The sequence below is a fragment of the Thioclava kandeliae genome, from assembly GCF_040297545.1.
Classification (GTDB): Bacteria; Pseudomonadota; Alphaproteobacteria; order Rhodobacterales; family Rhodobacteraceae; genus Thioclava; species Thioclava kandeliae.
In genome coordinates this window covers 1-20,705 of sequence record NZ_JAYWLC010000013.1, presented here as the reverse complement: position 1 = coordinate 20,705, position 20,705 = coordinate 1, and the positions used below count along the sequence as shown (strand labels likewise).

Annotated in this window: 19 protein-coding genes; 8 read left to right on the top strand and 11 right to left on the bottom strand. The window is 63.2% G+C overall.

Annotated features, from left to right (window positions below; all coding sequences use genetic code 11):
• Positions 1–266: 266 nt before the first annotated feature.
• The 3 genes from VSX56_RS14295 to VSX56_RS14285 all read right to left on the bottom strand — a co-directional run bounded on the left by VSX56_RS14295 (position 267) and on the right by VSX56_RS14285 (position 3,214).
• Positions 267–1,046, bottom strand: a complete 780-nt coding sequence (locus VSX56_RS14295) for an ATP-binding cassette domain-containing protein (protein ID WP_349295072.1) — start codon at positions 1,044–1,046, stop codon at positions 267–269.
• Positions 1,043–2,113 (bottom strand): ABC transporter permease, encoded by a 1,071-nt coding sequence (locus VSX56_RS14290; protein WP_350938063.1) that lies wholly within the window; start codon positions 2,111–2,113, stop codon positions 1,043–1,045. Before VSX56_RS14290 ends, VSX56_RS14295 begins: the two co-directional genes overlap by 4 nt.
• A gap of 87 nt (positions 2,114–2,200) precedes the next feature.
• Positions 2,201–3,214, bottom strand: a complete 1,014-nt coding sequence (locus VSX56_RS14285; RefSeq protein WP_349295074.1) for a sugar ABC transporter substrate-binding protein — start codon at positions 3,212–3,214, stop codon at positions 2,201–2,203.
• A 163-nt stretch (positions 3,215–3,377) separates the two neighbouring features.
• Between VSX56_RS14285 and VSX56_RS14280 the strand changes: the two genes are divergently transcribed.
• From VSX56_RS14280 to VSX56_RS14250, 7 genes are all read left to right on the top strand, one after another.
• Positions 3,378–4,550 (top strand): ROK family transcriptional regulator, encoded by a 1,173-nt coding sequence (locus VSX56_RS14280; protein ID WP_349295075.1) that lies wholly within the window; start codon positions 3,378–3,380, stop codon positions 4,548–4,550.
• 33 nt (positions 4,551–4,583) lie between these two features.
• Positions 4,584–5,861 (top strand): L-fucose:H+ symporter permease, encoded by a 1,278-nt coding sequence (gene fucP / locus VSX56_RS14275; protein WP_339115128.1) that lies wholly within the window; start codon positions 4,584–4,586, stop codon positions 5,859–5,861.
• A 379-nt stretch (positions 5,862–6,240) separates the two neighbouring features.
• Positions 6,241–6,762 (top strand): sugar dehydrogenase complex small subunit, encoded by a 522-nt coding sequence (locus VSX56_RS14270; RefSeq protein ID WP_339115129.1) that lies wholly within the window; start codon positions 6,241–6,243, stop codon positions 6,760–6,762.
• The gene (locus tag VSX56_RS14265; RefSeq protein WP_350938059.1) at positions 6,759–8,150 is read left to right on the top strand and encodes a cytochrome c; all 1,392 of its coding nucleotides are present in this window, start codon (positions 6,759–6,761) and stop codon (positions 8,148–8,150) included. Before VSX56_RS14270 ends, VSX56_RS14265 begins: the two co-directional genes overlap by 4 nt.
• 82 nt (positions 8,151–8,232) lie before the next feature.
• On the top strand, positions 8,233–9,867 hold the full coding sequence (locus VSX56_RS14260; protein WP_339115131.1) for a GMC family oxidoreductase: 1,635 nt from the start codon (positions 8,233–8,235) through the stop codon (positions 9,865–9,867).
• Between the two features lie 177 nt (positions 9,868–10,044).
• Positions 10,045–10,860: an antibiotic biosynthesis monooxygenase gene (locus VSX56_RS14255; RefSeq protein WP_339115132.1), complete on the top strand. Its 816-nt coding sequence runs from the start codon at positions 10,045–10,047 to the stop codon at positions 10,858–10,860.
• A gap of 24 nt (positions 10,861–10,884) precedes the next feature.
• Positions 10,885–11,229, top strand: coding sequence for an EthD domain-containing protein (locus tag VSX56_RS14250; protein WP_349295078.1), 345 nt, complete (start codon positions 10,885–10,887; stop codon positions 11,227–11,229).
• Positions 11,230–11,329: 100 nt separating this feature from the next.
• On the opposite strand, the gene VSX56_RS14245 is transcribed toward VSX56_RS14250, so the two are convergent.
• The 6 genes from VSX56_RS14245 to VSX56_RS14220 form a co-directional block, all read right to left on the bottom strand.
• Complete coding sequence (locus tag VSX56_RS14245) at positions 11,330–13,531, bottom strand: pyrroloquinoline quinone-dependent dehydrogenase (RefSeq protein ID WP_350938055.1); 2,202 nt, start codon at positions 13,529–13,531, stop codon at positions 11,330–11,332.
• Positions 13,528–13,899: a hypothetical protein gene (locus VSX56_RS14240; RefSeq protein ID WP_350938053.1), complete on the bottom strand. Its 372-nt coding sequence runs from the start codon at positions 13,897–13,899 to the stop codon at positions 13,528–13,530. The genes VSX56_RS14245 and VSX56_RS14240 overlap by 4 nt, the downstream gene beginning before the upstream one ends.
• A 209-nt stretch (positions 13,900–14,108) precedes the next feature.
• Positions 14,109–15,164 (bottom strand): Gfo/Idh/MocA family protein, encoded by a 1,056-nt coding sequence (locus VSX56_RS14235; protein ID WP_350938051.1) that lies wholly within the window; start codon positions 15,162–15,164, stop codon positions 14,109–14,111.
• Positions 15,164–16,324 carry a Gfo/Idh/MocA family protein gene (locus tag VSX56_RS14230; protein WP_350938049.1) on the bottom strand — a complete coding sequence of 387 codons (1,161 nt, stop codon included), beginning with the start codon at positions 16,322–16,324 and terminating at the stop codon, positions 15,164–15,166. Before VSX56_RS14230 ends, VSX56_RS14235 begins: the two co-directional genes overlap by 1 nt.
• 10 nt (positions 16,325–16,334) lie before the next feature.
• Positions 16,335–17,234: a myo-inosose-2 dehydratase gene (gene iolE / locus VSX56_RS14225; RefSeq protein ID WP_350938047.1), complete on the bottom strand. Its 900-nt coding sequence runs from the start codon at positions 17,232–17,234 to the stop codon at positions 16,335–16,337.
• 1 nt (position 17,235) lies between these two features.
• Complete coding sequence (locus VSX56_RS14220) at positions 17,236–18,249, bottom strand: Gfo/Idh/MocA family protein (RefSeq protein ID WP_350938045.1); 1,014 nt, start codon at positions 18,247–18,249, stop codon at positions 17,236–17,238.
• Positions 18,250–18,326: 77 nt separating this feature from the next.
• Here VSX56_RS14220 and VSX56_RS14215 point away from each other — a divergent pair, with 77 nt between their 5' ends.
• Positions 18,327–19,370, top strand: coding sequence for a LacI family DNA-binding transcriptional regulator (locus tag VSX56_RS14215; protein ID WP_350938042.1), 1,044 nt, complete (start codon positions 18,327–18,329; stop codon positions 19,368–19,370).
• Between the two features lie 34 nt (positions 19,371–19,404).
• Here the strand turns inward: VSX56_RS14215 and VSX56_RS14210 are convergent, their stop codons facing one another.
• Positions 19,405–19,617: a hypothetical protein gene (locus tag VSX56_RS14210; protein ID WP_350938040.1), complete on the bottom strand. Its 213-nt coding sequence runs from the start codon at positions 19,615–19,617 to the stop codon at positions 19,405–19,407.
• Between the two features lie 3 nt (positions 19,618–19,620).
• Positions 19,621–20,547, bottom strand: coding sequence for a myo-inosose-2 dehydratase (iolE, locus tag VSX56_RS14205; RefSeq protein WP_339115142.1), 927 nt, complete (start codon positions 20,545–20,547; stop codon positions 19,621–19,623).
• Positions 20,548–20,705: the final 158 nt, after the last annotated feature.

Genomic DNA, 20,705 nt, shown 5'->3' with positions numbered 1-20,705 from the left:
CTCTGCAAACACCCGCCCCCAGGGAATGCTCGGGGGTCTGCTGCCAGCCCCATCAGCCGCGCAGCCCTCCAGTGGCCAAATCGGGCCCTGTTGGCAGGCGCCTGCCGGACTGCGGCAATGGCATCGGGACCTTCGAGGCCCATCGCCATAGACTGTGCGATCCGCAGCGCGGCATTTGCCTTAGGGGCTGGCACACCGGTGATGATGCGCAAGCCCCCACGAAATCTGCGGGCCGGATCAGGGGCCGGATCGGGGGCCGCTTGGCCTCAGGCCGGTTCCGCCACGCCTTCGGGGACGGCGGCGCCGGTCATATAGGCCACCGCATCCGACATGCTATGCGCCTTGGGGTCGATCACGCAGAGCCGCTTTCCCAGTCGGTGGACATGGATACGGTCGGCGATCTCGAACACATGCGGCATGTTATGCGAGATCAGGATAATCGGAATACCGCGCGCGCGCACCTCCTGGATAAGGTCGAGCACGCGGCGGCTTTCCTTGACCCCGAGTGCGGCGGTGGGCTCGTCGAGGATCACCACGCGCGAGCCGAAAGCCGCAGCCCGGGCCACCGCCACCCCCTGCCGCTGGCCGCCCGAGAGCGTCTCGACGGGTTGGGAGATATTCTGGATGGTCATCAGACCCAGCTCGGCCAGCTTCTGGCGGGCGAAATCCTCCATCCCGCGCTTGTCGAGCTTGCGGAACAGCGTGCCCATGATCCCCGGCACACGCCGCTCTCGACCCATGAACATATTATCGGCAATCGAGAGGGCGGGCGACATGGCGAGCGTCTGGTAGACCGTCTCGATCCCTGCGGCCCGCGCATCATTGGGCGAGGCGAACTGGACGGGTGTGCCATCAAGGAGGATCTCGCCGGCATTGGGCTTGATCGCGCCCGAAAGCGCCTTGATCAGCGAGGATTTCCCCGCGCCATTATCGCCGATCACCGCGAGGATCTCGCCCGGCATCAGATCGAAATCGCAATGATCGAGGGCAGTGACGCGGCCATAGCGCTTCACGAGGCCGCGCGCCTGAAGAACAGCTTGGGTCATTGGGTCACCTTCCGGATGGATTGGTCGATGGTTACAGCGGCAATGATCAGCACACCGATCAGCAGATAGGTCCATTGCGGGTCGGCCCCTGCCATGCGCAAGCCCAGCTCGAACACGCCCACGATCAGCGCGCCGAACAATGCACCTATGATCGAGCCGCGCCCGCCAAAGAGCGAGATCCCCCCGATCACCACCGCGGTGATCGCCTGGATATTGCCGATGACGCCCGTGGTGGCCGAAGGCGAGACCGAGCCGAAACGGCCGATCATCACCCAACCCGCCAGCCCGCAGATGAAGCCCACCAGCATATAGACCGACATCAATGTCTTGTGGCGGCTGACACCGGCCAACTCGGCCGCCTCGGGGTCATCGCCCACCGCATAGACATGGCGCCCCCAAGCGGTCGAGCGCAGCGCATAGGCCAGCACCAGCACAACGCCCAGCATCACCACGACGCCCACGGTCAGCACCGCGCCGCCAAGCGCGAATTTGGTGCCGAGGATCTGCAGGAAAGGCGCCTCGGTCTCGATATCGCGGGCGCGGATGGTCTCGTTGCGCGAATAGAGATAGTTCACCGCCAGCACGATCTGCCACATGCCGAGCGTCACGATGAAAGGCGGAAGCTTCACGCGGCTCACGAGCCAGCCATTGATCCCGCCGATCAGCGTGCCGCAGACCAGCCCGATCACCACCGACAGCTCCGCGGGAATGCCGTAGCGGAAGGTAAACTGGCCCATGATGACCGAGCAGAGCACCGCCAGCGCCCCTACCGAGAGGTCGATCCCCGCCGTCAGGATGATCAGCGCCTGAGCGGCGGCCAGAATGCCCACGATCTGCACCTGCTGGAGCACCAGCGTCAGCGCGAAGGGCGAGAAGAACTTGCTCCCCAGCACCAGCCCGAACACGACAAGCGCGCCCACAAGCACGATCAGCGGCACCAACGCCGGATTGGTATGGAGCGCCTCATGAGCGCGACCCGCAAACCCTTTTCGCGCTGGCTCGAATTCGGCAAACCGCTCGGCCTCGCGTTTCTTGACCACATCTTCATATTGATCCGAGCTGCTCATGTTTCCCCCCATGAGTGCAGGAGCGCAGCGCTCCGTCCGTGTTCCCAACCCGCCCTCGGGACGGGTTGGATGCGATCATGCTGGCACTCAGCCCCAGCACATATCCTGACCTTCGGCCACCGAGATCGACTCGACCCCCTCGACAGGCTGGTCGGTCACAAGCGCCACACCGGTATCGAAGAAGGTCTTGCCATCGGTCGCCTCGGGCTTGGTGCCATCCTTGGCGAAAGCCGCAATCGCTTCGATCCCCTTGGACGCCATCAGGAGCGGATATTGCTGCGCAGTCGCCCCGATCACACCATCGGCGATATTCTGCACACCCGGGCAGCCACCATCGACCGACACGATCAGCACATCCTTCTCGCGCCCCATGGACTTGAGCGCCTCATAGGCACCCGCGGCGGCAGGCTCGTTGATCGTGTAGACCACATCGACCATCGGATCTTTCGCAAGGAGATTCTCCATCGCCTTGCGGCCGCCTTCCTCGTTGCCCTGCGTCACATCATGGCCGACGATGCGCGGATCGCTCTCGTCGCCCCACTGGTTGGGATCGGCCAGATCAATGCCGAAGCCCTGCATGAAGCCCTGATCGCGCATCACGCCCACGGTGGGCTGGCTGACATCGAGATCGAGGAAGGCGATCCGGGCATCCTGTGCCTTATCCCCCAGCTTGGCCTTGGCCCATTGGCCGATCAGCTCGCCCGCATGGAAATTGTCGGTGGCAAAGGTCATATCGGCGGCATCGATCGGATCGAGCGGCGTGTCGAGCGCGATCACCAAGAGCCCCGCCGCCCGCGCAGCCTCGATCGACGGCACGATGGCCGAGGTGCTTGATGCGGTGATAAGGATCCCCTTGGCGCCGTTGGCGATACAGGTCTCAACGGCGTTCACCTGCGTCTCGTTATCGCCATCGACCTTGCCGGCATAGCTGTTGAGCGTGATGCCCAGCTCTTTCGCCTTGGCCTCGGCACCTTCACGCATCTTGACGAAGAATGGATTGGTATCTGTCTTTGTGATCAGGCAGGCGCTTGTATCTGCCGCCCATGCCCCTGCCGCCGAGACAGCAAGCGTCAGCACGCTGACCGAAATCAGTGTTTTCATCGGATCTTCCTCCCTAGAAGTCTCCCGTGCCCTCCTCAAAGCACGGCAACCGGACGATACCGGTCTGTCTCACGGTGGCATTCCGCGCAAAACGCGTCAATAAATAATTCCAATTGATTTATATATTTTTCCCTTTAGCTTAATCGAACGTGGAGGATGAGACATGGATGGAAGCGAGATCCGCGCCCTCGGAGGGGGTGTCAATCATATCGGTGCGCGCGCGCATAACGAGCGGCTGATCCTGTCGACAATCCAGCGCCATGGCGAATTGCCGGGCATGGATATCGCCAAGCTGACGGGGCTGACCCCGCAAACCGTCTCCAATATTTTGAAAAAACTGGAAAATGACGGGTTTCTCTTGCGCGGAACACCCAAGCGCGGGCGGATCGGGAAACCCTCGACACCGATGGCGATCAATCCCGATGGCGCGCTGTCTTTCGGGTTCAAGATCGGGCGGCGGTCGGCGGATCTCATGGTTATGAACCTTGCCGGAGAGGTGCTGGCCGAGGAGCAGACCACCTATCGCTACCCGATGCCCGATGCGCTCTTCGCCTATCTCGAATCGGGGATGGAGCGGCTGACGCAGGGGCTGAGCCCGCTGCAGAAAGAACGCATCTGCGGGCTTGGAATCGCGGCGCCCGCCGAAATCTGGAGCTGGACCGAGGCGCTCGACGCTCCCGCCGGTTTCTCGATCTGGCGTGAGACCGACATCCAGGCCGAAGTCGCGCGGATTACCGATCTGCCGCTGATTACGCAGAATGACGGCACCGCCGCCTGCCGCGCCGAACATGTCTTCGGGCGCGGGCGGGAATTCGGCGATTACGCCTATTTCTTCATAGGCTCCTTCATCGGCGGCGGCGTGGTGCTCGACTCAAAAGTCGTTGTGGGCGGCAAGGGCAATGCGGGGGCCTTCGGCTCGTTGCGCGTGCCCGGTCCGGATGGCGCAGAGGTGCAGCTTCTGGACGCCGCCTCCCTCTATCTCCTTGAGAACGCGATCGCGCGTGAGGGGCTCGATACCTCCGCGCTCTGGACCCGCCCGCAGGACTGGAGCGGGTTCGAGCGCCAGCTCGGACCATGGATCGACACCACCGCCCGCGCGCTCGCCCATGCCATCCGCTCCATCGGCGCGGTCATGGATTTCGAGGCCGTGCTGATCGGCGGCGCCATGCCAGAGGAGGTGCGCGCCCGGATCGTGACCCGCACCACCGCCGCTCTGGCCCAGCTCGACACGCGCGGTCTGATCCCGCCCGCCCCGCAACTGGCCCAGACCGGCTCCAATGCCCGCACATTGGGCGCGGCCTGTGGCCCCGTCTTCGACCGCTATTTCCTGCAATAAGCGCGCCAACGGCCCATAATCATGAGAATTCCGATGAATGAACGTCTCCCCTTCGTCGGGCAGGGAATGCGCTTGCCTTTCCTGCTGCTGATCATCTGTTTTACCGTCTGGGGGGTGGCCGCCAACCTGACCGACCCGCTGGTGCAGGTCTTCTCGCGGATCTTCTCGATGAGTTCACTACAGGCCTCGCTCGTGCAGTTCTCCTATTACGGGGCCTATTTTCTGCTGGCGCTGCCTGCCGCCTTCATCAACCGCCGCTTCAGTTACAAGACAGGCATGCTGACGGGGCTCGGGCTTGCGACCATCGGCGCCTTCCTGTTCTATCCTGCAAGCCTGATGATGACTTATGGCTTTTTTCTGGCCGCGCTTTTCTGTCTGGCGGGCGGGCTCTCGATTCTCGAGACCTCTGCCAATCCCTTTGTCATCTCGCTGGGTCCCGAAGCCACCGCCACCCGCCGCCTCAACCTCGCACAGGCGTTCAACCCCGTGGGCACGAATATCGGCGTCCTGCTCTCGGCCACACTGATCCTGCCCAATCTCAACCCCGCCACAGATGCCGAACGCGCTGCAATGGCGCCCGCGCAGCTTGACGCGATCCGGCAGAACGAATTGGCCGCGGTGATGGGGCCCTATGTGGCACTGGCCTTCGTGCTGCTGTCGATCTGGCTGGCAATCGCGCTCAAACGCTTGCCCGAGCGCACCGCAAAACGGCGCGACGCACCGGCCCACAACTTTAACGCAGCCCTGCGACGGCTCCTGCGCAACCGCCACTATGCCTTTGGTGTTGTTGCGCAATTCTTCAATGTCGCGGCACAGACATGCACATGGACCTTCACCATCCAATATGTCTTGGGCGCAATCGGCGGCAGCGAGGCCGAGGCCGGATGGGTGCTGCAGGCGAGCCTTCTGGTTTTCCTGCTGGCGCGCTTTGTCATGGTAGGTCTGATGACCGTCATCCGGCCCGCACGGCTTCTTTGTGCTATGGCCCTCCTCGGGACGGGCCTGTGCCTCTTTGCGGCGGGCCTGCCCGGTCTGGCGGGGGTCTGGGCGGTGACGGGGCTCTCGGCCTGTCTCTCGCTCATGTTCCCCACGATCTATGGGATCGCGCTCGAAGGGCTTGGAGAGGATACCAAATTCGGGGCTGCGGGCCTTGTCATGGCGATTGCTGGCGGGGCGGTCATGCCGATGGTGCAGGCTGCCATGCTGGACCGGTTCGGGCCGGCGCTCTCCTATCTCGTCCCCGCTCTCTGCTTCGCTGTGGTGAGCGCCTATGCGCTCTTTGACCTGACCTCCGAGCGGCGGCACCACTGAGTCCGCTCTTCCCCAAGATCCTCAGAACCTCCATCGAACGCCCGAAGAGATTCGGGCGTTTTTAAACAATCGAATTGACAAAACAGATGGAAAGGCACGGCGTTTGAGGTCTATCCGTCATGCAAATGACGCATGCTTCATGTGGTTTTACATCATTTTGAGGCAGACGCCTCATAAGATTAGACCGCTAATTAATCCATTTATTTTCTTAACTTATGGTGGACAGCCTCGGCAATTGACGGGCCAGTTTCGCTATAGGCTGAAAAAACCGTCGATATTCAGTCGATTAGAAATCGACTTGCCTCGGTTACCGATTGTGACAGATGACGCGCATATTAGCGCTAACCGTTTCCGAAACCGATAGAGTCAGGACTGCACAATGCCACCCAAACTCTCTCTGACGCGCCGCGGCTTCTTGGGAAGCTCGGCCGTGGGACTGTTCCTCACAGCCCTACCGCAGCAGCTTCTTGCCCAGAACACCGCGCGTCTGACCCGATTCATGTCGCTGTCACAGTTCGTGACCGGCCACGGGGCGCTTGATCCCCGCACCGGACAGGGGCTCCTCGACGGTCTTTCCGCCGCGCAGGAGGATTTCGACACCAAGGCCCGCGCGCTGGAGACGAAAATCTCCGCCACAAACGCTCCCGATGTCGAGACCCTCGCCCAGAGCCTTGAAGGTGATCCGCTCCACGATACGCTCCTTGCCATCGTCGCTGCGTGGTATTCCGGCGTGACGACCACCGGCAGTGATGCAACCGTCTATGCCTTCGATACGGCGCTGATGTACCAGCCCGCTCGCGATGCCGTGCCGATCCCGACCTATGCGCTCGACGGTCCCAACTGGTGGGTTGTCGCACCGCCTGCCCTATCCGACATGCCTGCTTTCGGGGAGCCGCTATGACCCGTTTTCCTCTGACCCGCATGGCGCGGGCGCTTATGGGCTTCGGCCTTCTGGCGAGCCCGCTTGCCGCGCAGACCCCCGACCCTGCCAGCGGCGCCTATATCGCGACCACGGCCGATTGCGCGGCCTGCCATACCGCCAAGGGTGGCAAACCCTTTGCGGGCGGCTATGCGATCAACTCGCCGATGGGGGTGATCACCTCCTCCAACATCACCCCCTCGAAAGAGTTCGGGATCGGGAGCTACACGCTCGAGGAATTCTCGGACGCGGTGCGCAAAGGCATCCGTCGCGATGGCGCGCATCTCTATCCGGCGATGCCCTATCCGGCCTATGCCCATATGAGCGATGCCGATATCGCCGCGCTCTATGACTATTTCATGCAGGATGTCGCGCCCGTCGAGACAGCCGCCCCCGAGACCGACCTGCCCTTCCCCTTCTCCCAACGCTGGGCGATGATCGGCTGGAACGCGCTCTTTGCAGGCGGTGCGCCGATCACCTCCGATCCCGACCAGTCCGAGGCATGGAACCGCGGGCGCTATCTGGTGCAGGGGCCTGCGCATTGCGGCACCTGCCACACGCCGCGCAACCTGCTGATGGGGTCGAAAACCGCCGATCTGATGGCGGGCGGTGATGTGGGCGCGTGGTATGCGCCCAATCTGACGCCGGGCAAGGGCGGGCTGTCGGACTGGTCCGATGCCGATCTGGCACGCTATCTCAAGACGGGGATCGCCACCCATGGTCGCGCCTCCGGCCCGATGGCGGAAGCGGTGGAATACAGCCTCCAGCATCTGAGCGATACCGATATCGACGCGATGGTCACCTATCTTCGCAGCCTGCCGGCGCGCGACAGCGATCTGTCCCCCGCGGCAGGCCAGGCCACCGATGCCGCCTTCGCGCCGTGGGAGCATAGCGCCAATCGCACAGGGCACCGTCTGGCCAAGGATGCCGGCGGCGCCGAGCTTTACGAGACCGCCTGCGCCTCCTGCCACGGGCTGTCGGGCGACGGCTCGAAAGACGGGACATATCCCGCGCTCAAGGGCAATGTGACGCTGGAAAACGGCCAGAGCGCCAATCTGGTCTCCACGATCCTGCATGGCGTGACCCGCGAGACAGAGGGCAAACACACTCTGATGCCGGGCTTCGGGCCGGACAGTCTGGTGCAAAAGCTTGACGATGCGCAGATCGCGCGGCTTGCCAGCTATGCCAGCATGACCTTCGGCGATACCGGCCAGACCGTGACCGCCGATGAGGTGAAAACCCTGCGCACCGGTGGCCCCGTCGCACCGCTCGTGCGGCTCGCAGCCCCCCAGATCATGATCGGCGTGGCCCTCGTTGTGCTTCTCGTGCTGGTCCTGCTGGTGGTGTGGCTGATCCGCCGCCGCCGCTGACCTCTTCTGGCGGGGACCGCGTGCTCCGCCAGCCCCCCTTCCATGCGCCGCTCCGCGCGGCGCCGTTCCGAAAGGACCTCCCATGTCGCAAGACACTCTCAGCGCCGATGTCGTCATCGCAGGTGCAGGTATCTGTGGCGGGCTTCTCGCCCTTGATCTGACCCGCGCCGGTCTCTCGGTCATCGTGCTCGATGCAGGCCCGCGCTATGACCGCGACCAGATCGTGCAGAACTGGCGCTACATGCCCCCCGCCAACAAGGCAGGCTTCGATTACGCCACCCCCTATCCGACCGTCCCATGGGCGCCGCACACCAATTTCTTCCCCGATAACAACTATCTCAAGACCACCGGCCCTGATGCCACCGCCTACAAGCAGGGCATCATCAAGGGCGTGGGTGGCACGACATGGCACTGGGCGGCCTCGTCCTGGCGCTATTTGCCGTCGGATTTCGAGATGCAGAGCCGTTACGGCGTGGGCCGTGATTTCGCGCTGAGCTATGACGAGATCGAACCCTATTACTACAAGGCCGAGGTCGAGATGGGCGTGATGGGCCCGAACGGCCAGGAGATCACCCCTTCCGCCCCGCGCGCCCAGCCCTGGCCCATGACCTCTATGCCCTATGGCTATGGCGACCGCCGGTTCACCGAGGTCGTAGCGCCTCTGGGTTACGACAATACTCCCGTTCCGCAAGGCCGCAATTCGGAGCCCTATGACGGGCGCCCGCAATGCTGCGGCAATAACAACTGTATGCCGATCTGCCCGATCGGGGCGATGTATAACGGCATCTATTCGATCGAGAAGGCCGAAGCGCTCGGCGCGAAGGTAATCCCCAATGCGGTGGTCTACCGCATCGATACCGATGCCAAGAACGACATCACCGCCTTCCATTTCTACGATCCCGACAAGAACTCGACCAAGGTCACAGCCAAGCGCTTCGTGATCGCGGCCAACGGGATCGAGACACCGAAGCTTCTCCTGATCGCGGCCAATGACAAGAACCCCAACGGCATCGCCAACTCCTCCGATCAGGTGGGACGTAACATGATGGACCATCCGGGCATCTCGATGTCGTTTGTGGCCGCCGAACCCGTCTGGGCGGGGCAGGGCTCGGTGCAGATGTCCTCGATCACCAATTTCCGTGATGGCGACTGGCGGGGCGAGCATTCGGCCATCCAGATCGGCTATAACAACACGGCCCAGACATCAAAAGCGGGCATGAAGGCGCTGGCCACCGGCAAGGTGGGTCGCGCGCTCGACGAGGAGATCCGCCGCCGCTCGGCCTGCGGGGTCGATATCTATGTCAATCACGAGACGCTGGCGGATCCCGATAACCGCCTGACGCTCTCGAAGGACCGCAAGGACAGCCTCGGCCTGCCGATGCCCGATGTCTATTACGATGTGGGCGAGTATGTGCGCCGCGCGGCCGTGACCTCGCGCGAGCATCTGCACACCATCGCCGAGGCCTTCGGCGCGACCGAGATCGAGATGTCGGACCATTTCACGCCCAATAACCACATCTGCGGCGGCACGATCATGGGCCATGACCCGCGCGATAGCGTGACCGATAGCTGGTGCCGGACCCATGACCACCAGAACCTCTTCCTTGCCACCGGCGGGACGATGGCTGCGGCGGGCACGGTGAACGCGACGCTGACCATGGCGGCACTGTCGCTGCGGGCGGCCCAAGCCATCCGCGAGGATCTTTCGGCGGGCTGATAGCCCTTACCCTAAACGGAAATCGGGCCTGCCGGATTCAGTCCGGCGGGCCTTTCGGCGTGACGTAAACATTTTTAAGTTATTGTTTTTAATATATTTTATATGGAACTCCGTCTCTATTTCGGGGTTGGGTGAATGTAGAAATACACATACAACCCCGACGGAAGGAGCTCCCTGATGACCAGATTGATGACCGCCCGCGCCGTGCCACTTGCAGGGCAGGAGGACCGCCTGAGGGCCCTCGTGGCAGAGTTGGCCCGCAATGTCCGCGCCGAAGCCGGCAACCTGCGCTTCGAGGCCAGCCATGAGCGCGATGGCGCCGTGGTGATGATCGAGGAATACCGTGACGATCAGGCCTTCGAGCATCACCTTGCCCAGCCCCACACACAGCAGTTCAACGCGGCTCTTGAAGAGATCGTCGAGAATGGCGGCTCGGAGGTGACCGAGCTTACAGGCTTTGCCAAGGAGGAGGCCGCCCATCCCGATATCCGCGGCACCGATCATATCGGGCTAACTGTGCCGGATATGGCCGAGGCCACGCGCTTCTTTACCCAAGCTTTCGGCGCGGTCACGCTTTATGATGTGCAGCCCGCCGATGCCCCCCCGATGGCAGGCAAGGACCCAGAGGCACAGCTGGGCCTGACCGAAGGCACCAAGGTCACCCATATGCGCCTCATGCGGATCGGAAATGGCCCCTGCCTCGAGATGTTCTGTATCGCCGATGGCGAAAGCCGTGCACCCGCGCGGCTGCAGGATCGCGGGATCACCCATATCGGGCTCTATGTCGAGGATATCGACACCGCCGCAGAGCGCTTCGCGCAGGCGGGCGGTTCGCTGATGGCGGGACCGCATCCACTCTCGGGTGTCGAGGATGGCGCGGGCAATGCGGGCATCTATGGCACCACGCCTTGGGGGATGCTGGTGGAACTGCTGACCTATCCTTCAGGCAATAGCGCCACCCCGCCGCTGCCGCGCTGGACGCCCCATCCATAACCCTGCAACCGAAAGGAAAGCCCCATGATCAAGATGACGATGTTTCTCAAACGTCTCCCTTCCCTGACCCGTAGCGAGTTCGTCGAACACCATATCCACACACACGGGCCGCTCTTCCGGTCCATCCCCGAAGCCGAGCGCCATGTGCTGCGCTATATCCAGACCCATCCGATCAGCGCTCCCGAAGGCACGGTGGAGACGGCCGATTTCGATGGCACTGCAGAGATCTGGTTCGACAGCCCCGAGGGGATGCAGGCAGTGCTCGGCTCCGACACCTACAAGAGCAGCGTCTTCCCCGACGAGACGACCTTTCTCGACCATGCCAATACCCTGATACAGGTGGGCGAGCAGGTCGAGATCATCGCCTGACGGCGGAACCGCAGGGGTGAGGCGCCCCCGCAGTATAGGGAAAGGGCCGCCCTCCGGCACGGAGGGCGGCCCTTTCGGTGTTCAGCTGTGCAATGCAGGGCTACTGCGGCAGCGCATAGACCGCGATCTGGTCACCCACGGCGGGTTTCAGGATCGAATTGCCGCCAGAGATGAAGGCCACATATTGCCGCCCCTGATATTCGTAGATCGCGGGGTTGGCCACCACGGGTGCCTGCAATTGCGAGGACCAGAGTTCCTCTCCCGTGTTCAGATCGAAGGCGCGTGCCTTGGCATCCATCGTGGCTCCGATAAATACGAGCCCCGATTTGGTCACCGCAGGACCGCCGATGGTGGGCGAGCCCATGCTCTCGGGCATGAAGAAGCCGTATTTCTGCGAGCTGCCCAGAGGCTTGCGCCATTTCACATCGCCCGTATGCATATCGATTGCCACCAGCTCGCCAAAGGGCGGCTTCCAGCAGGGCATCCCGAGCCAGTTCAGCGCCGTCATCAGGCTCATCCCATAGGGCGCGCCCTGCTGCGGATAATAGCCGTTCTCGTTGCCCGAGCCACCAGCGACCTTATCATAGGTCTCGCGGTCATAGAGCTTGATATACTGCACGATATGCGAGGTATTCACGACCGCGATCTGGCTTTCGGGGTCGAAGGCCACGCCGCCCCATTGCACGCCACCGGCGCTATCGGGATAGGTCAGCACCCCCTCGCCCTTGGTGGTGGGCGGCGTATACATCCCGCGATAATCGAGATTGTCGAAGAGCTTTGAGCATTGGCCCCCCGACACAAGATCCGCGATCCCCCAGACCTCGGGCTTTTCCGACTGGTCGAGAAGCGGCGCGGGTTTGGTGGGGAAAGGTTGCGTGGGCGCATAATATTCGCCCTCGACCGAGCCATCGCCCTGCGGCACGGGCCGCTCCTCGATGGGCCAGACATCCTCGCCCGTGGCACGGTTGACGGTAAAGAGGAAGCCCATCTTGGTGGCCTGCATCAGCGCGGGGATCTCCTTGCCGTCCACCGTGATATCCATCAGCGTGGGGGCGGAGTTGATGTCATAATCCCAGATATCGTGATGCACCCACTGGCGCGACCAGACCACCTTACCGGTATCGAGATCGAGCGCGGTGGTGGAGGTCGCATAGGGGATCTCCTGCGTGCGGTTTCCGCCCCAGTAATTGGGCGAGGGCGAGGCCACCGGCAGATAGACCATATTCAGCCCCAGATCGACCGACATGGCGGTCCAGACATTGGCGGTGCCGGTCTGGCGGCGGATATCCTCGGGCAGCGTCTCGAAGGCCCATTCCAGCTTGCCGGTCTGCGCATTGACCGAGAAGACCGCGCCCGGAGGGGCTTCGGCATATTCCCAGTCCTTGCCCGCCCAGCCGAGGATCACATGATCGCCCGCAACCGTTGGCGGCTGCAGCACCGAGAAGGGGAAGCGGTCATTGACCGTGTTCCACTGGTTCACATCCAGCACGCCATCCTTGCCGAAATCGGGGCAGGATTTGCCGCTATCGGCATCGACCGCGAAAAGCTGCGCATCCATCGTCCCGATATAGACGATCTTCTGGCAGATCTTGCCTTCGACAGGGTTTGCCGCCTGCCAATAGGCCACGCCGCGGTTCTTCAGTGCGGGCTGGGTAAGCGCCTCGAGCCTGGATTTGGTGTCAAAGGCCCATTTCTGCTCGCCCGTCGCCGGATCGAGGGCGAGGATACGGTAAAAGGGCGTGCCGATATAGAGCGTGTCATTGGCAAAGATCGGCGTGGCCGACCAGACAGTGGCGGGCTGGTCTCCCGAGCCGTCCGAGACATCACCCGTATGCAGATCCCAGACCTTTTCCAGCTTGCCCACATTCTCGGGCGTGATCTGGGTCAGGGGAGAGTATTTCTGGGCGTTCAACTGCCCGTGGAAGCTGTCCCAACCGGCGGTTTCGGGCACAAGGGGCGTGCCGTTGCCCGTGCGGGGTGTCCCTGTGGCCAGCAGCGGGTCCGCCACGCCCGGATAACGGTCCTGAGTGGCCTGGACAGGCGCTTGGGGACTGTCCTCATCGCCCCCCGGATCGGCGCTCTGGCCCGTTTCCGCTTGGCCCGTTTCCGCTTGGCCCATTTCCGCTTGGCCCGTATCGCCTTGGCCCGTATCGCCTTCGCCCGTATCCGCCTGAGGCGCGGCCTCCTGTGCAGGCGTCGCACCGGAGGATGCTGCGGGCGTTTGCGTGTCCTGCGCCATAGCCGCCCATGGCAGGGTCAGCGCCAGCAGGGCCAGTGTTGCGGTCTGTGTTGCACGCATCATGCCATCACCTCGCTTTTGCGCAGCGAGCGGCCCGCGCGCAGATCATAGATCAGGCCGAGAAGGACGATAGCCATCGCCACCATCAGCCACCATTCATGCAGGAAATACGCGGCCGCCGCCGTTCCCAGCGCGCCGAGCGCCACCAGAATGCGCAGCACCAGCCGAAGCCCGCCCGGGCGGGTGATCTGGATCCAGAGACCTGCGAGCACGATCAGGATCGAACTGGCGATCACCAGCCCTGCCCCGAAGGTTCCGGTCACCCCTGTCAACGGTGTCATGAAATTCCAGACGGCCACAACGGCCCCGCCAAGCCCGCCTGCCACGATCCCGATCGTGCGCGGGCGTTCCGATGAATATGCGCTACCCATCACGTCCTCCTCCGCCAAAATAGTCCGGCATGTCAATTTGACATACAGATGGCGGAACGCAGCCGATCACGATCAGGTCCATAAAAAATGATGGAACCTAAAGTAAGGCGCTCCCTTCGCGTCAGGAGCGGTGCCTGAAAAGTGGATCGTGAAAAGCGAAAGGGGGCCGCAAGGCAGCCCCCTCTCCATTCATCGCGATGCCGGATCCGTCAGGACATCACCTCTTCGACAGGGGCGAGATAGTCGAGCCCCAATGTCCCGATCACCCGATCCATCGCGCCCAGCATCACGAGCGAGGCCTCGAGCGGACGTCTGGGTGTTTCGCCCTGACCCGCCGCGATACAGCGCGCAACCTCGGCGGCCTCATAGAACAGCCCCTCGAAATGGCGCCCCCGCGGCTCGTCCCATGTCAACACAGATGCGCCATCGGCGGAAGCCAGCGTGAACGGCCCCGGCAGGTTGAATTCGGACCCGAAGCGCAGCGTGGCTTTGGTTCCCACGATCACCGCATTCGTGGGCGTGAAGCCGTAAAGCGTGGTGGAAAGCGTCGCCTGATTGCCCGCGTGATCGGCCATCATCAGCGAGAGCTGCCCATGGACCCCGCTCTCGTCCATCTGTTTCTGCCCCACCAACGTCGCGGGCGCCCCCATCAGACGCGTGATCAGCGACAGCGGGTAGGTGCCCAGATCCATCAGCGGGCCGCCTGCGAGCGCCGGGTTGAAAATGCGGTGGTCACGGGTGAAATACTCGCCATAATCGGTCTGGACCGACTTGATCTCGCCCAGGGTTCCCGCCGCCAGAAGCTGGTCGATCACATCGAATTTCGGCAGGAAATAGGTCCAGAGAGCCTCGGCCAGAAACAGCCCCTTGCGTTGCGCCAGTTCCGCCATCTGCCGGCCCTGGCTCTGGGACATCGCCATCGGCTTTTCCACCAGCACATGCTTACCGGCCCCGAGCGCCAGCATCACATGCTCGAAATGCAGGTTATGCGGACTGGCCACATAGATCACATCAAGGCTCGGATCATTGACCAGCGAGGTATAGGAACCATGCGCCGTCTCGATCTCCCATCTGCTTGCAAAATCCTGCGCCTTATCGAGGCTGCGCGAGCCCACGGCCGCAAAGATCTGGCGCGTATGGGCACGGGTCGAGGCAATGAACTGCTCGGCGATCCAGCCGGTGCCGAGCACCCCCCATCGAAGCGCGGGCGCCGCCATCGGATCGGGGATACGGGACGCGGGGAGCGTCTGCGGAAAATCGATCATCAGAGTGTCTCCCATTTACGGCTTGTCAGGGACCGGTCCATCGCATCGACGATCCGCTGGTTTTCCAGTCCGAAGGCAAAATCGGGATAGCAGGCCTGCCCGCAGATCCCGTCGATCAGATCGCGGACCTCGATCACCTTCACATCGAAATAGCCCAGCCCCCCGCCTGCAAAATCGAAGGGGAAGAAAGCCGAGAATTGCGGCACCTGCGATCCTGCCAGAAGCGTCTTGAAGCCGCGATCAGGTTTGGGGTCATCGAAGCGTGCGACCTTGAGTTCGTTGAACCGTTCACCATCCATCAGGATCGTGCCTTTGGTGCCCGAGATTTCCCAATAGACCCCAAAGACCTTGCCCGCGCTCACACGGCTGGCCTCGATCGTGCCGCCCGCGCCAGAGGCGAAGCGGATCATGGTCTGGATCTGGTCCTCGTTCTCCACCTCGCGGCGCGGGGCGTCCGCGCCCGCACGGGCCGAATAGCCGCCCGCGCCCTGCGGCTCGGGGCGTGTCGGGAAATAGGTCTGTGCCTGTGCGATGGTCTCGGCCACAGGCCCCATCAGATATTGCGCCACCGAAATCACATGACTGCCCAGATCGCCAAGCGCACCGGTGCCCGCCTCGCGCCGTGTGCAGCGCCACGAAAAGGGCAGATCGGGGTCGTTGAAGAAGCCCTGATCGAACCAGCCTCGAAAGCGCATCGGCTGGCCTATCTCTCCCGCCTCGATCAACTGCTTGGCCAGCATCGCGGCCGGCGTCTTGATATTGTTGAAGGCCACCATTGTCTTTACCCCCGCGCGGCGCGCGGCGTCCTCCATCTCCTCGGCCTCTGCCACCGTCACCGACAGGGGCTTTTCGCAATAGACATGTTTTCCTGCGGCAATAGCGGCCAATGCCATCTCGTGATGGAGCGCATTGGGCGAGGTAATATCGACGATATCGACCTCGGGATCGGACACCAGCTGACGCCAGTCACCCGTCGAACGGGCAAATCCGAACCGTGCCGCGGCCTTGGCCGCAAGTGTCTCTGTGGCATCGGCGAGCATATAGAGTTCGGGCTGGGCGGGCAGATCGGGATAGAGCATCGCCGCACGGCGGAAAGCATCGGCATGGGCCTGGCCCATGAACCCCGAACCGATCAACCCGATTTTGAGTGTCTTGGTCATTGCGGCCTCCTCATGCCGGAACGAACTGGGAAAGAATATATTCACGGGCCGCCGTGACCGCGGGTCGCGGCGGCACCTTGGCGGGATCCTGCTCTGCCTCGACCACCAGCCAACCCTGATAGCCGCTCTCGCGGACAAAGCGTGCAAGCGGCCCGAAATCGATGCAGCCATCCCCCGGCACGGTAAACATGCCCGCGCGCACGCCCGCATTGAAGCTGAGGTCGCCACGCCGCACACGGGCCATCGCTTCGGGGCGCATGTCCTTGAGATGGATATGGCATATCCTCTGACCGAAGTCGGCGATCAGGCGACCATACGCATATCCCGCCCCCGCCGCATGGCCGGTATCAAGCAATAGCCCCAGTTCTGGGCCGGACTGGGCAAAAATCTCGGCCACTTCCTCATAGGTCTCGGCGACCATCATCAGGTGGTGGTGATAGGCCAGCCGCAGCCCGTAACGCGTCTGCAAGGCGTCCGCGAACCGCGTCAGGCGCTCGGCATAGGCACGCCGATCGGATGTCGACATCAGCACGCGCCGCGACATCGGCTGATCGAGCGCGTCAGGTTCGGCCATCATCGCGACCTCGCCATAGACCATCACCCGGGCCCCCATCGCCTGCAAAAGCCGCGCATGTGGCCCGACTGCCGCCAGTTCCTCGTCCACGCCCCGCAGGGCCAGCTCGCCCGAATACCAGCCCGAGGCCAGATCGAGCCCGTAATCCGCCAGAAGCGGGCCGAGAACTGCCGCATCACGCGGAAATTTGCGGCCAAGCTCGATGCCCTGATACCCCGTCTCCGCGGCATCGTTCAGGCAGGTCGAGAGCGGGATATCCGCGCCCAGATCTTCGAGCACGTCATTGGCCCAGCTCAGGGGGCTCACACCCAGTTTGACACCTTGTGGAAGCCCCATCTCAGACCTCCTCCAGCTGGGGTTGGCGCAGATCGACCGCACGACCTTCGCACATCGAACGTATTGCAGCCTCGACCAGACGCTGCGCCTCGAACCCGTCGCGGATACCGGCCAGCGGCACATGGGCGTCGCGGATCATTGCCACGAAATCCACCATCTCGTCGCGATAGGCCTGCGCGAAACGCTCGAGGAAATAGGCTTCTGGCGGCGCGCTCAACGCGCCCGAACGGGTCGACACGACCATATGGTGCTGCGGCTGGTTGGCGATCGAAAGTACCTCATGTGAGCAGAGCGCCTCGAGCCTCTGGTCGAAGCCCATCGGACCACGGCGGCACCCGGTGATCTGGGCCTGTCGCCCCGAAACGGTGGTCATCGTAATCATCAGGCTATCTATATCGCCCGCTGCCCCGATCTCCTCGGAGATCAGGCAGGCGCCTACCGCATAGACGGTGGCGATCTCCTCGCCCATCATATAGCGCACCATATCGGCATCATGGATCGAGCTGTCGCGGAACATGCCGCCCGAGCGTTCCACATAGGCGCGCGGCGGCGGCGCGGGATCTCGCGACCACATGCTCAGCTGTTCGAGCCGCCCCGCCTCGCCCGACGCGATCCGCTCGCGCAGGGCCCGGAAGCTGGCATCATAGCGGCGCTGGAACCCCATCATGCACCTGATCCCCGACGCCTCGACCGCCTGTGTCACCTGCTCGGACAGCGCGAAATCCAGACTGATCGGCTTCTCGCAGAAGACCGCCTTGCCGGTCTGGGCCGCAAGCCGCAGCAGGTCGACGTGGCTGTCGGTGGAACTGGCGATGATCACGCCATCAATGTCAGGATCATCGAAGATGTCCTGTGTGGCGCGCAATTGTGCCCCTGTCGCCGCACAAAGCTGTGCACGCGCGGGGCTGTCGATCGGATCGGCAATCGCTACAAGCGAGACATCCGGCAAGCGCGCAGCGTTCAGCGCATGGATCTGTCCGATGCGCCCTGCCCCGAAACAGGCAAGTCTGCTCATGGTCTTTCTCCCTCAGGCCCTCCCGGCCTTGGGCAAAGATTAGGCTTGCACGAAGCTGCCACATAGACCAGATTTTGATGAGATTTCATCAGATCGAGTTGCTCATGACCCGCAAGGCCACTGCCGCCGATGTTGCCCGAGACGCCGGCGTCTCGGCAGCAACCGTGGACCGTGTGCTCAACAATCGTGGGGGCGTGGGCGAGGATAAGGAGCGGCGCGTATTGGAGGCCGCAAGGCGGCTGAAACTGGATCGCGCACTTGATCTGCGGGCCGCGCGCACCCTGCGGGTCGCCGTGTTCCTGCAACCGGGCACAAACCCATTCCATGCCAGTCTGGCAGCGGCTTTCCGCGCCCAGAACCATGGGCCCAATCCGTTCAACCTGCAAAGCCGTATCCACCATGCCGATCCGCGCGATGCGACCAGCACGCTCAAGGCGCTTCGTAAGGCCTCGGCCAGCCATGAGGCGCTGATCACCTGCCTGCCCGACACCCCCTCCATTGCTGCCTTTCTGGAAGCCCGTGCCGCCTCGGGCCAGCCCGTGATCACGCTGGCCAGCGATGTCGGTGCGCCACATGCCATCTATATCGGCCCCGATAACTACCGCGCGGGGCGTATCGCGGGCGAGTTGACGGGACGGTTTCTGGGGCGGCACGGGGGAAAGGTGCTGGTGATGGCGGGGCATCTGTCAATGATCGGTCAGACCGAGCGCTGTGAGGGCATCCGCGACGCGCTGGCAGAGCATTATCCGCGCGCCCAGCTCCTCGATATTGTCGAGATGGGAGACGGGGTCGAGCGGGCCGCGCATTTCCTGCATGCGGCCCTGCGTGCCGAGCCCGATATCGCGGCAATCTACTGTGCCTCGGCCGCCGTGAAGGAAATTGCGCAGGCGCTCGCCCTCCACTCTCGAGGCGCGGCCCGGCCCGTGGTAATCGCGCATGAATTGACCCCCGAGCGGCGCAGACTGCTAGCGGAGGGGATAATCGATGCGTTGATCGATCAGGAGCCGGCGGTCGAGGTCGAAACCGCGCTACGCCAGATCGCGATTATTTTCGGGCGCAGCGAGCCGGGAGGCCTCGAGATGGAAACGCCGCTGCGCATCTATCTGCGTGAACATCTGTAGCGGCGGGGGAACCGGCTCCGGCTCCCCCCCTCTGTCAGGTCTGCCGGTCTTTCCCTGAACTGTGGCGCAGCAACAGCCGCCACCCCAGATAGGCACCACAGGCCCCAAAAAGGATGGCCCAGCCCGCGCTTCCGGTCAGCGCCTCGAACACCGCCCAGCCGAGGCAGAGCGCCACCAGACCAAGGCGCATCCAGAGCGGTCGATAGATCGGGTGATCAAAGGCAAAGAGACGTTCGAGATCGAGCACCCCTCAGGCCTCGACCGGTTGTTTTTGAGTGTTTGTCAGGCCGACCTCGTTTGCGATGCGTTTGAGGGTGTGGAGGCCGAGGGTCTGGTAGAGGAGCGGGTTTCGGATATGGGGGTCCTGCTCTGCCTCGATGACGATCCATCCGTCATAGCCGTTCTGCGCGAGGATCGTGAGAAGCGGCGTGAAGTCGACAGCACCCTCCTGATCGCCGGGCACGGTGAAGGCGCCGGCCAGCACGCCCTGCAGGAAGGACAGGTTCTCGGCACGAACCTTCGCGGTGATCTCGGGGCGGATATTCTTGGCGTGGAAATGGGCGACGCGCGTGATATGGCGGGCAAGCACTTCCTCGGGATTGCCGCCGCCGAAGGTGCAATGGCCCGCATCGAAGAGAAGATGCGTGGCGGGGCCCGTCGCGGCCATGAAGGCGTCGATCTCGGCGGGGCTCTCGACCACGGTCCCCATATGGTGGTGATAGGCAAGCCGGATGCCCTGGGTTGCGAGATAGGCGGCGAAGGCTTCCATCTTGGCGCCGAACGCGCTCATCTCGGCGGCGCTGAGTTTGGGGCGGTCATTGACCGGCACATCGGGGCGCCCATGGACGGTGTTGGAGCATTCGCAGACGATGCAGACCTTGCAGCCATTATGTTTGAGCTTGGCCAGATGGGGCTGGACGGCCTCGATCTCCGCCTCGACCGAGCGGGTCAGGAGTTCGGTCGAATACCAGCCGGAGATGAAGGCGAGGCCATATCCGGCCAGCAGGGCGCGCAGGGCCTCCGCGTCGTCCTGTGGCCAGCGGTGGCCGTTCTCGATACCGTCGAAGCCGATGAGGCGGCCCGCCTCCTCGAGGATGCGCGCGGTGGGGATATCCGCGCCGATGGACTGGTCGTCATCATTGGCCCAGGCGATGGGGTTGGTGCCGAATTTGATCATGGGGATCTCCTTATGGGTAGGGGCCGCGCTCGGGGGCATCGAACCCCCTCGCGCGGCGCAGGCGTCCCCATCGGGTCCGCCTGCCGCGCCGGTGGTTAGTTCACGAGCCGTTGTTTGGCGGTATTTTCGAGGTAGCGTTGGTAGGCTGCGGGGCGGTT

Coding starts and splice junctions, on each gene's coding strand:
- VSX56_RS14295 (WP_349295072.1), bottom strand. CDS start 1,046: ATGACCCAAGCTGTTCTTCAGGCGCGCGGCCTCGTGAAGCGCTATGGC.
- VSX56_RS14290 (WP_350938063.1), bottom strand. CDS start 2,113: ATGAGCAGCTCGGATCAATATGAAGATGTGGTCAAGAAACGCGAGGCC.
- VSX56_RS14285 (WP_349295074.1), bottom strand. CDS start 3,214: ATGAAAACACTGATTTCGGTCAGCGTGCTGACGCTTGCTGTCTCGGCG.
- VSX56_RS14280 (WP_349295075.1), top strand. CDS start 3,378: ATGGATGGAAGCGAGATCCGCGCCCTCGGAGGGGGTGTCAATCATATC.
- fucP (WP_339115128.1), top strand. CDS start 4,584: ATGAATGAACGTCTCCCCTTCGTCGGGCAGGGAATGCGCTTGCCTTTC.
- VSX56_RS14270 (WP_339115129.1), top strand. CDS start 6,241: ATGCCACCCAAACTCTCTCTGACGCGCCGCGGCTTCTTGGGAAGCTCG.
- VSX56_RS14265 (WP_350938059.1), top strand. CDS start 6,759: ATGACCCGTTTTCCTCTGACCCGCATGGCGCGGGCGCTTATGGGCTTC.
- VSX56_RS14260 (WP_339115131.1), top strand. CDS start 8,233: ATGTCGCAAGACACTCTCAGCGCCGATGTCGTCATCGCAGGTGCAGGT.
- VSX56_RS14255 (WP_339115132.1), top strand. CDS start 10,045: ATGACCAGATTGATGACCGCCCGCGCCGTGCCACTTGCAGGGCAGGAG.
- VSX56_RS14250 (WP_349295078.1), top strand. CDS start 10,885: ATGATCAAGATGACGATGTTTCTCAAACGTCTCCCTTCCCTGACCCGT.
- VSX56_RS14245 (WP_350938055.1), bottom strand. CDS start 13,531: ATGATGCGTGCAACACAGACCGCAACACTGGCCCTGCTGGCGCTGACC.
- VSX56_RS14240 (WP_350938053.1), bottom strand. CDS start 13,899: ATGGGTAGCGCATATTCATCGGAACGCCCGCGCACGATCGGGATCGTG.
- VSX56_RS14235 (WP_350938051.1), bottom strand. CDS start 15,164: ATGATCGATTTTCCGCAGACGCTCCCCGCGTCCCGTATCCCCGATCCG.
- VSX56_RS14230 (WP_350938049.1), bottom strand. CDS start 16,324: ATGACCAAGACACTCAAAATCGGGTTGATCGGTTCGGGGTTCATGGGC.
- iolE (WP_350938047.1), bottom strand. CDS start 17,234: ATGGGGCTTCCACAAGGTGTCAAACTGGGTGTGAGCCCCCTGAGCTGG.
- VSX56_RS14220 (WP_350938045.1), bottom strand. CDS start 18,249: ATGAGCAGACTTGCCTGTTTCGGGGCAGGGCGCATCGGACAGATCCAT.
- VSX56_RS14215 (WP_350938042.1), top strand. CDS start 18,327: ATGAGATTTCATCAGATCGAGTTGCTCATGACCCGCAAGGCCACTGCC.
- iolE (WP_339115142.1), bottom strand. CDS start 20,547: ATGATCAAATTCGGCACCAACCCCATCGCCTGGGCCAATGATGACGAC.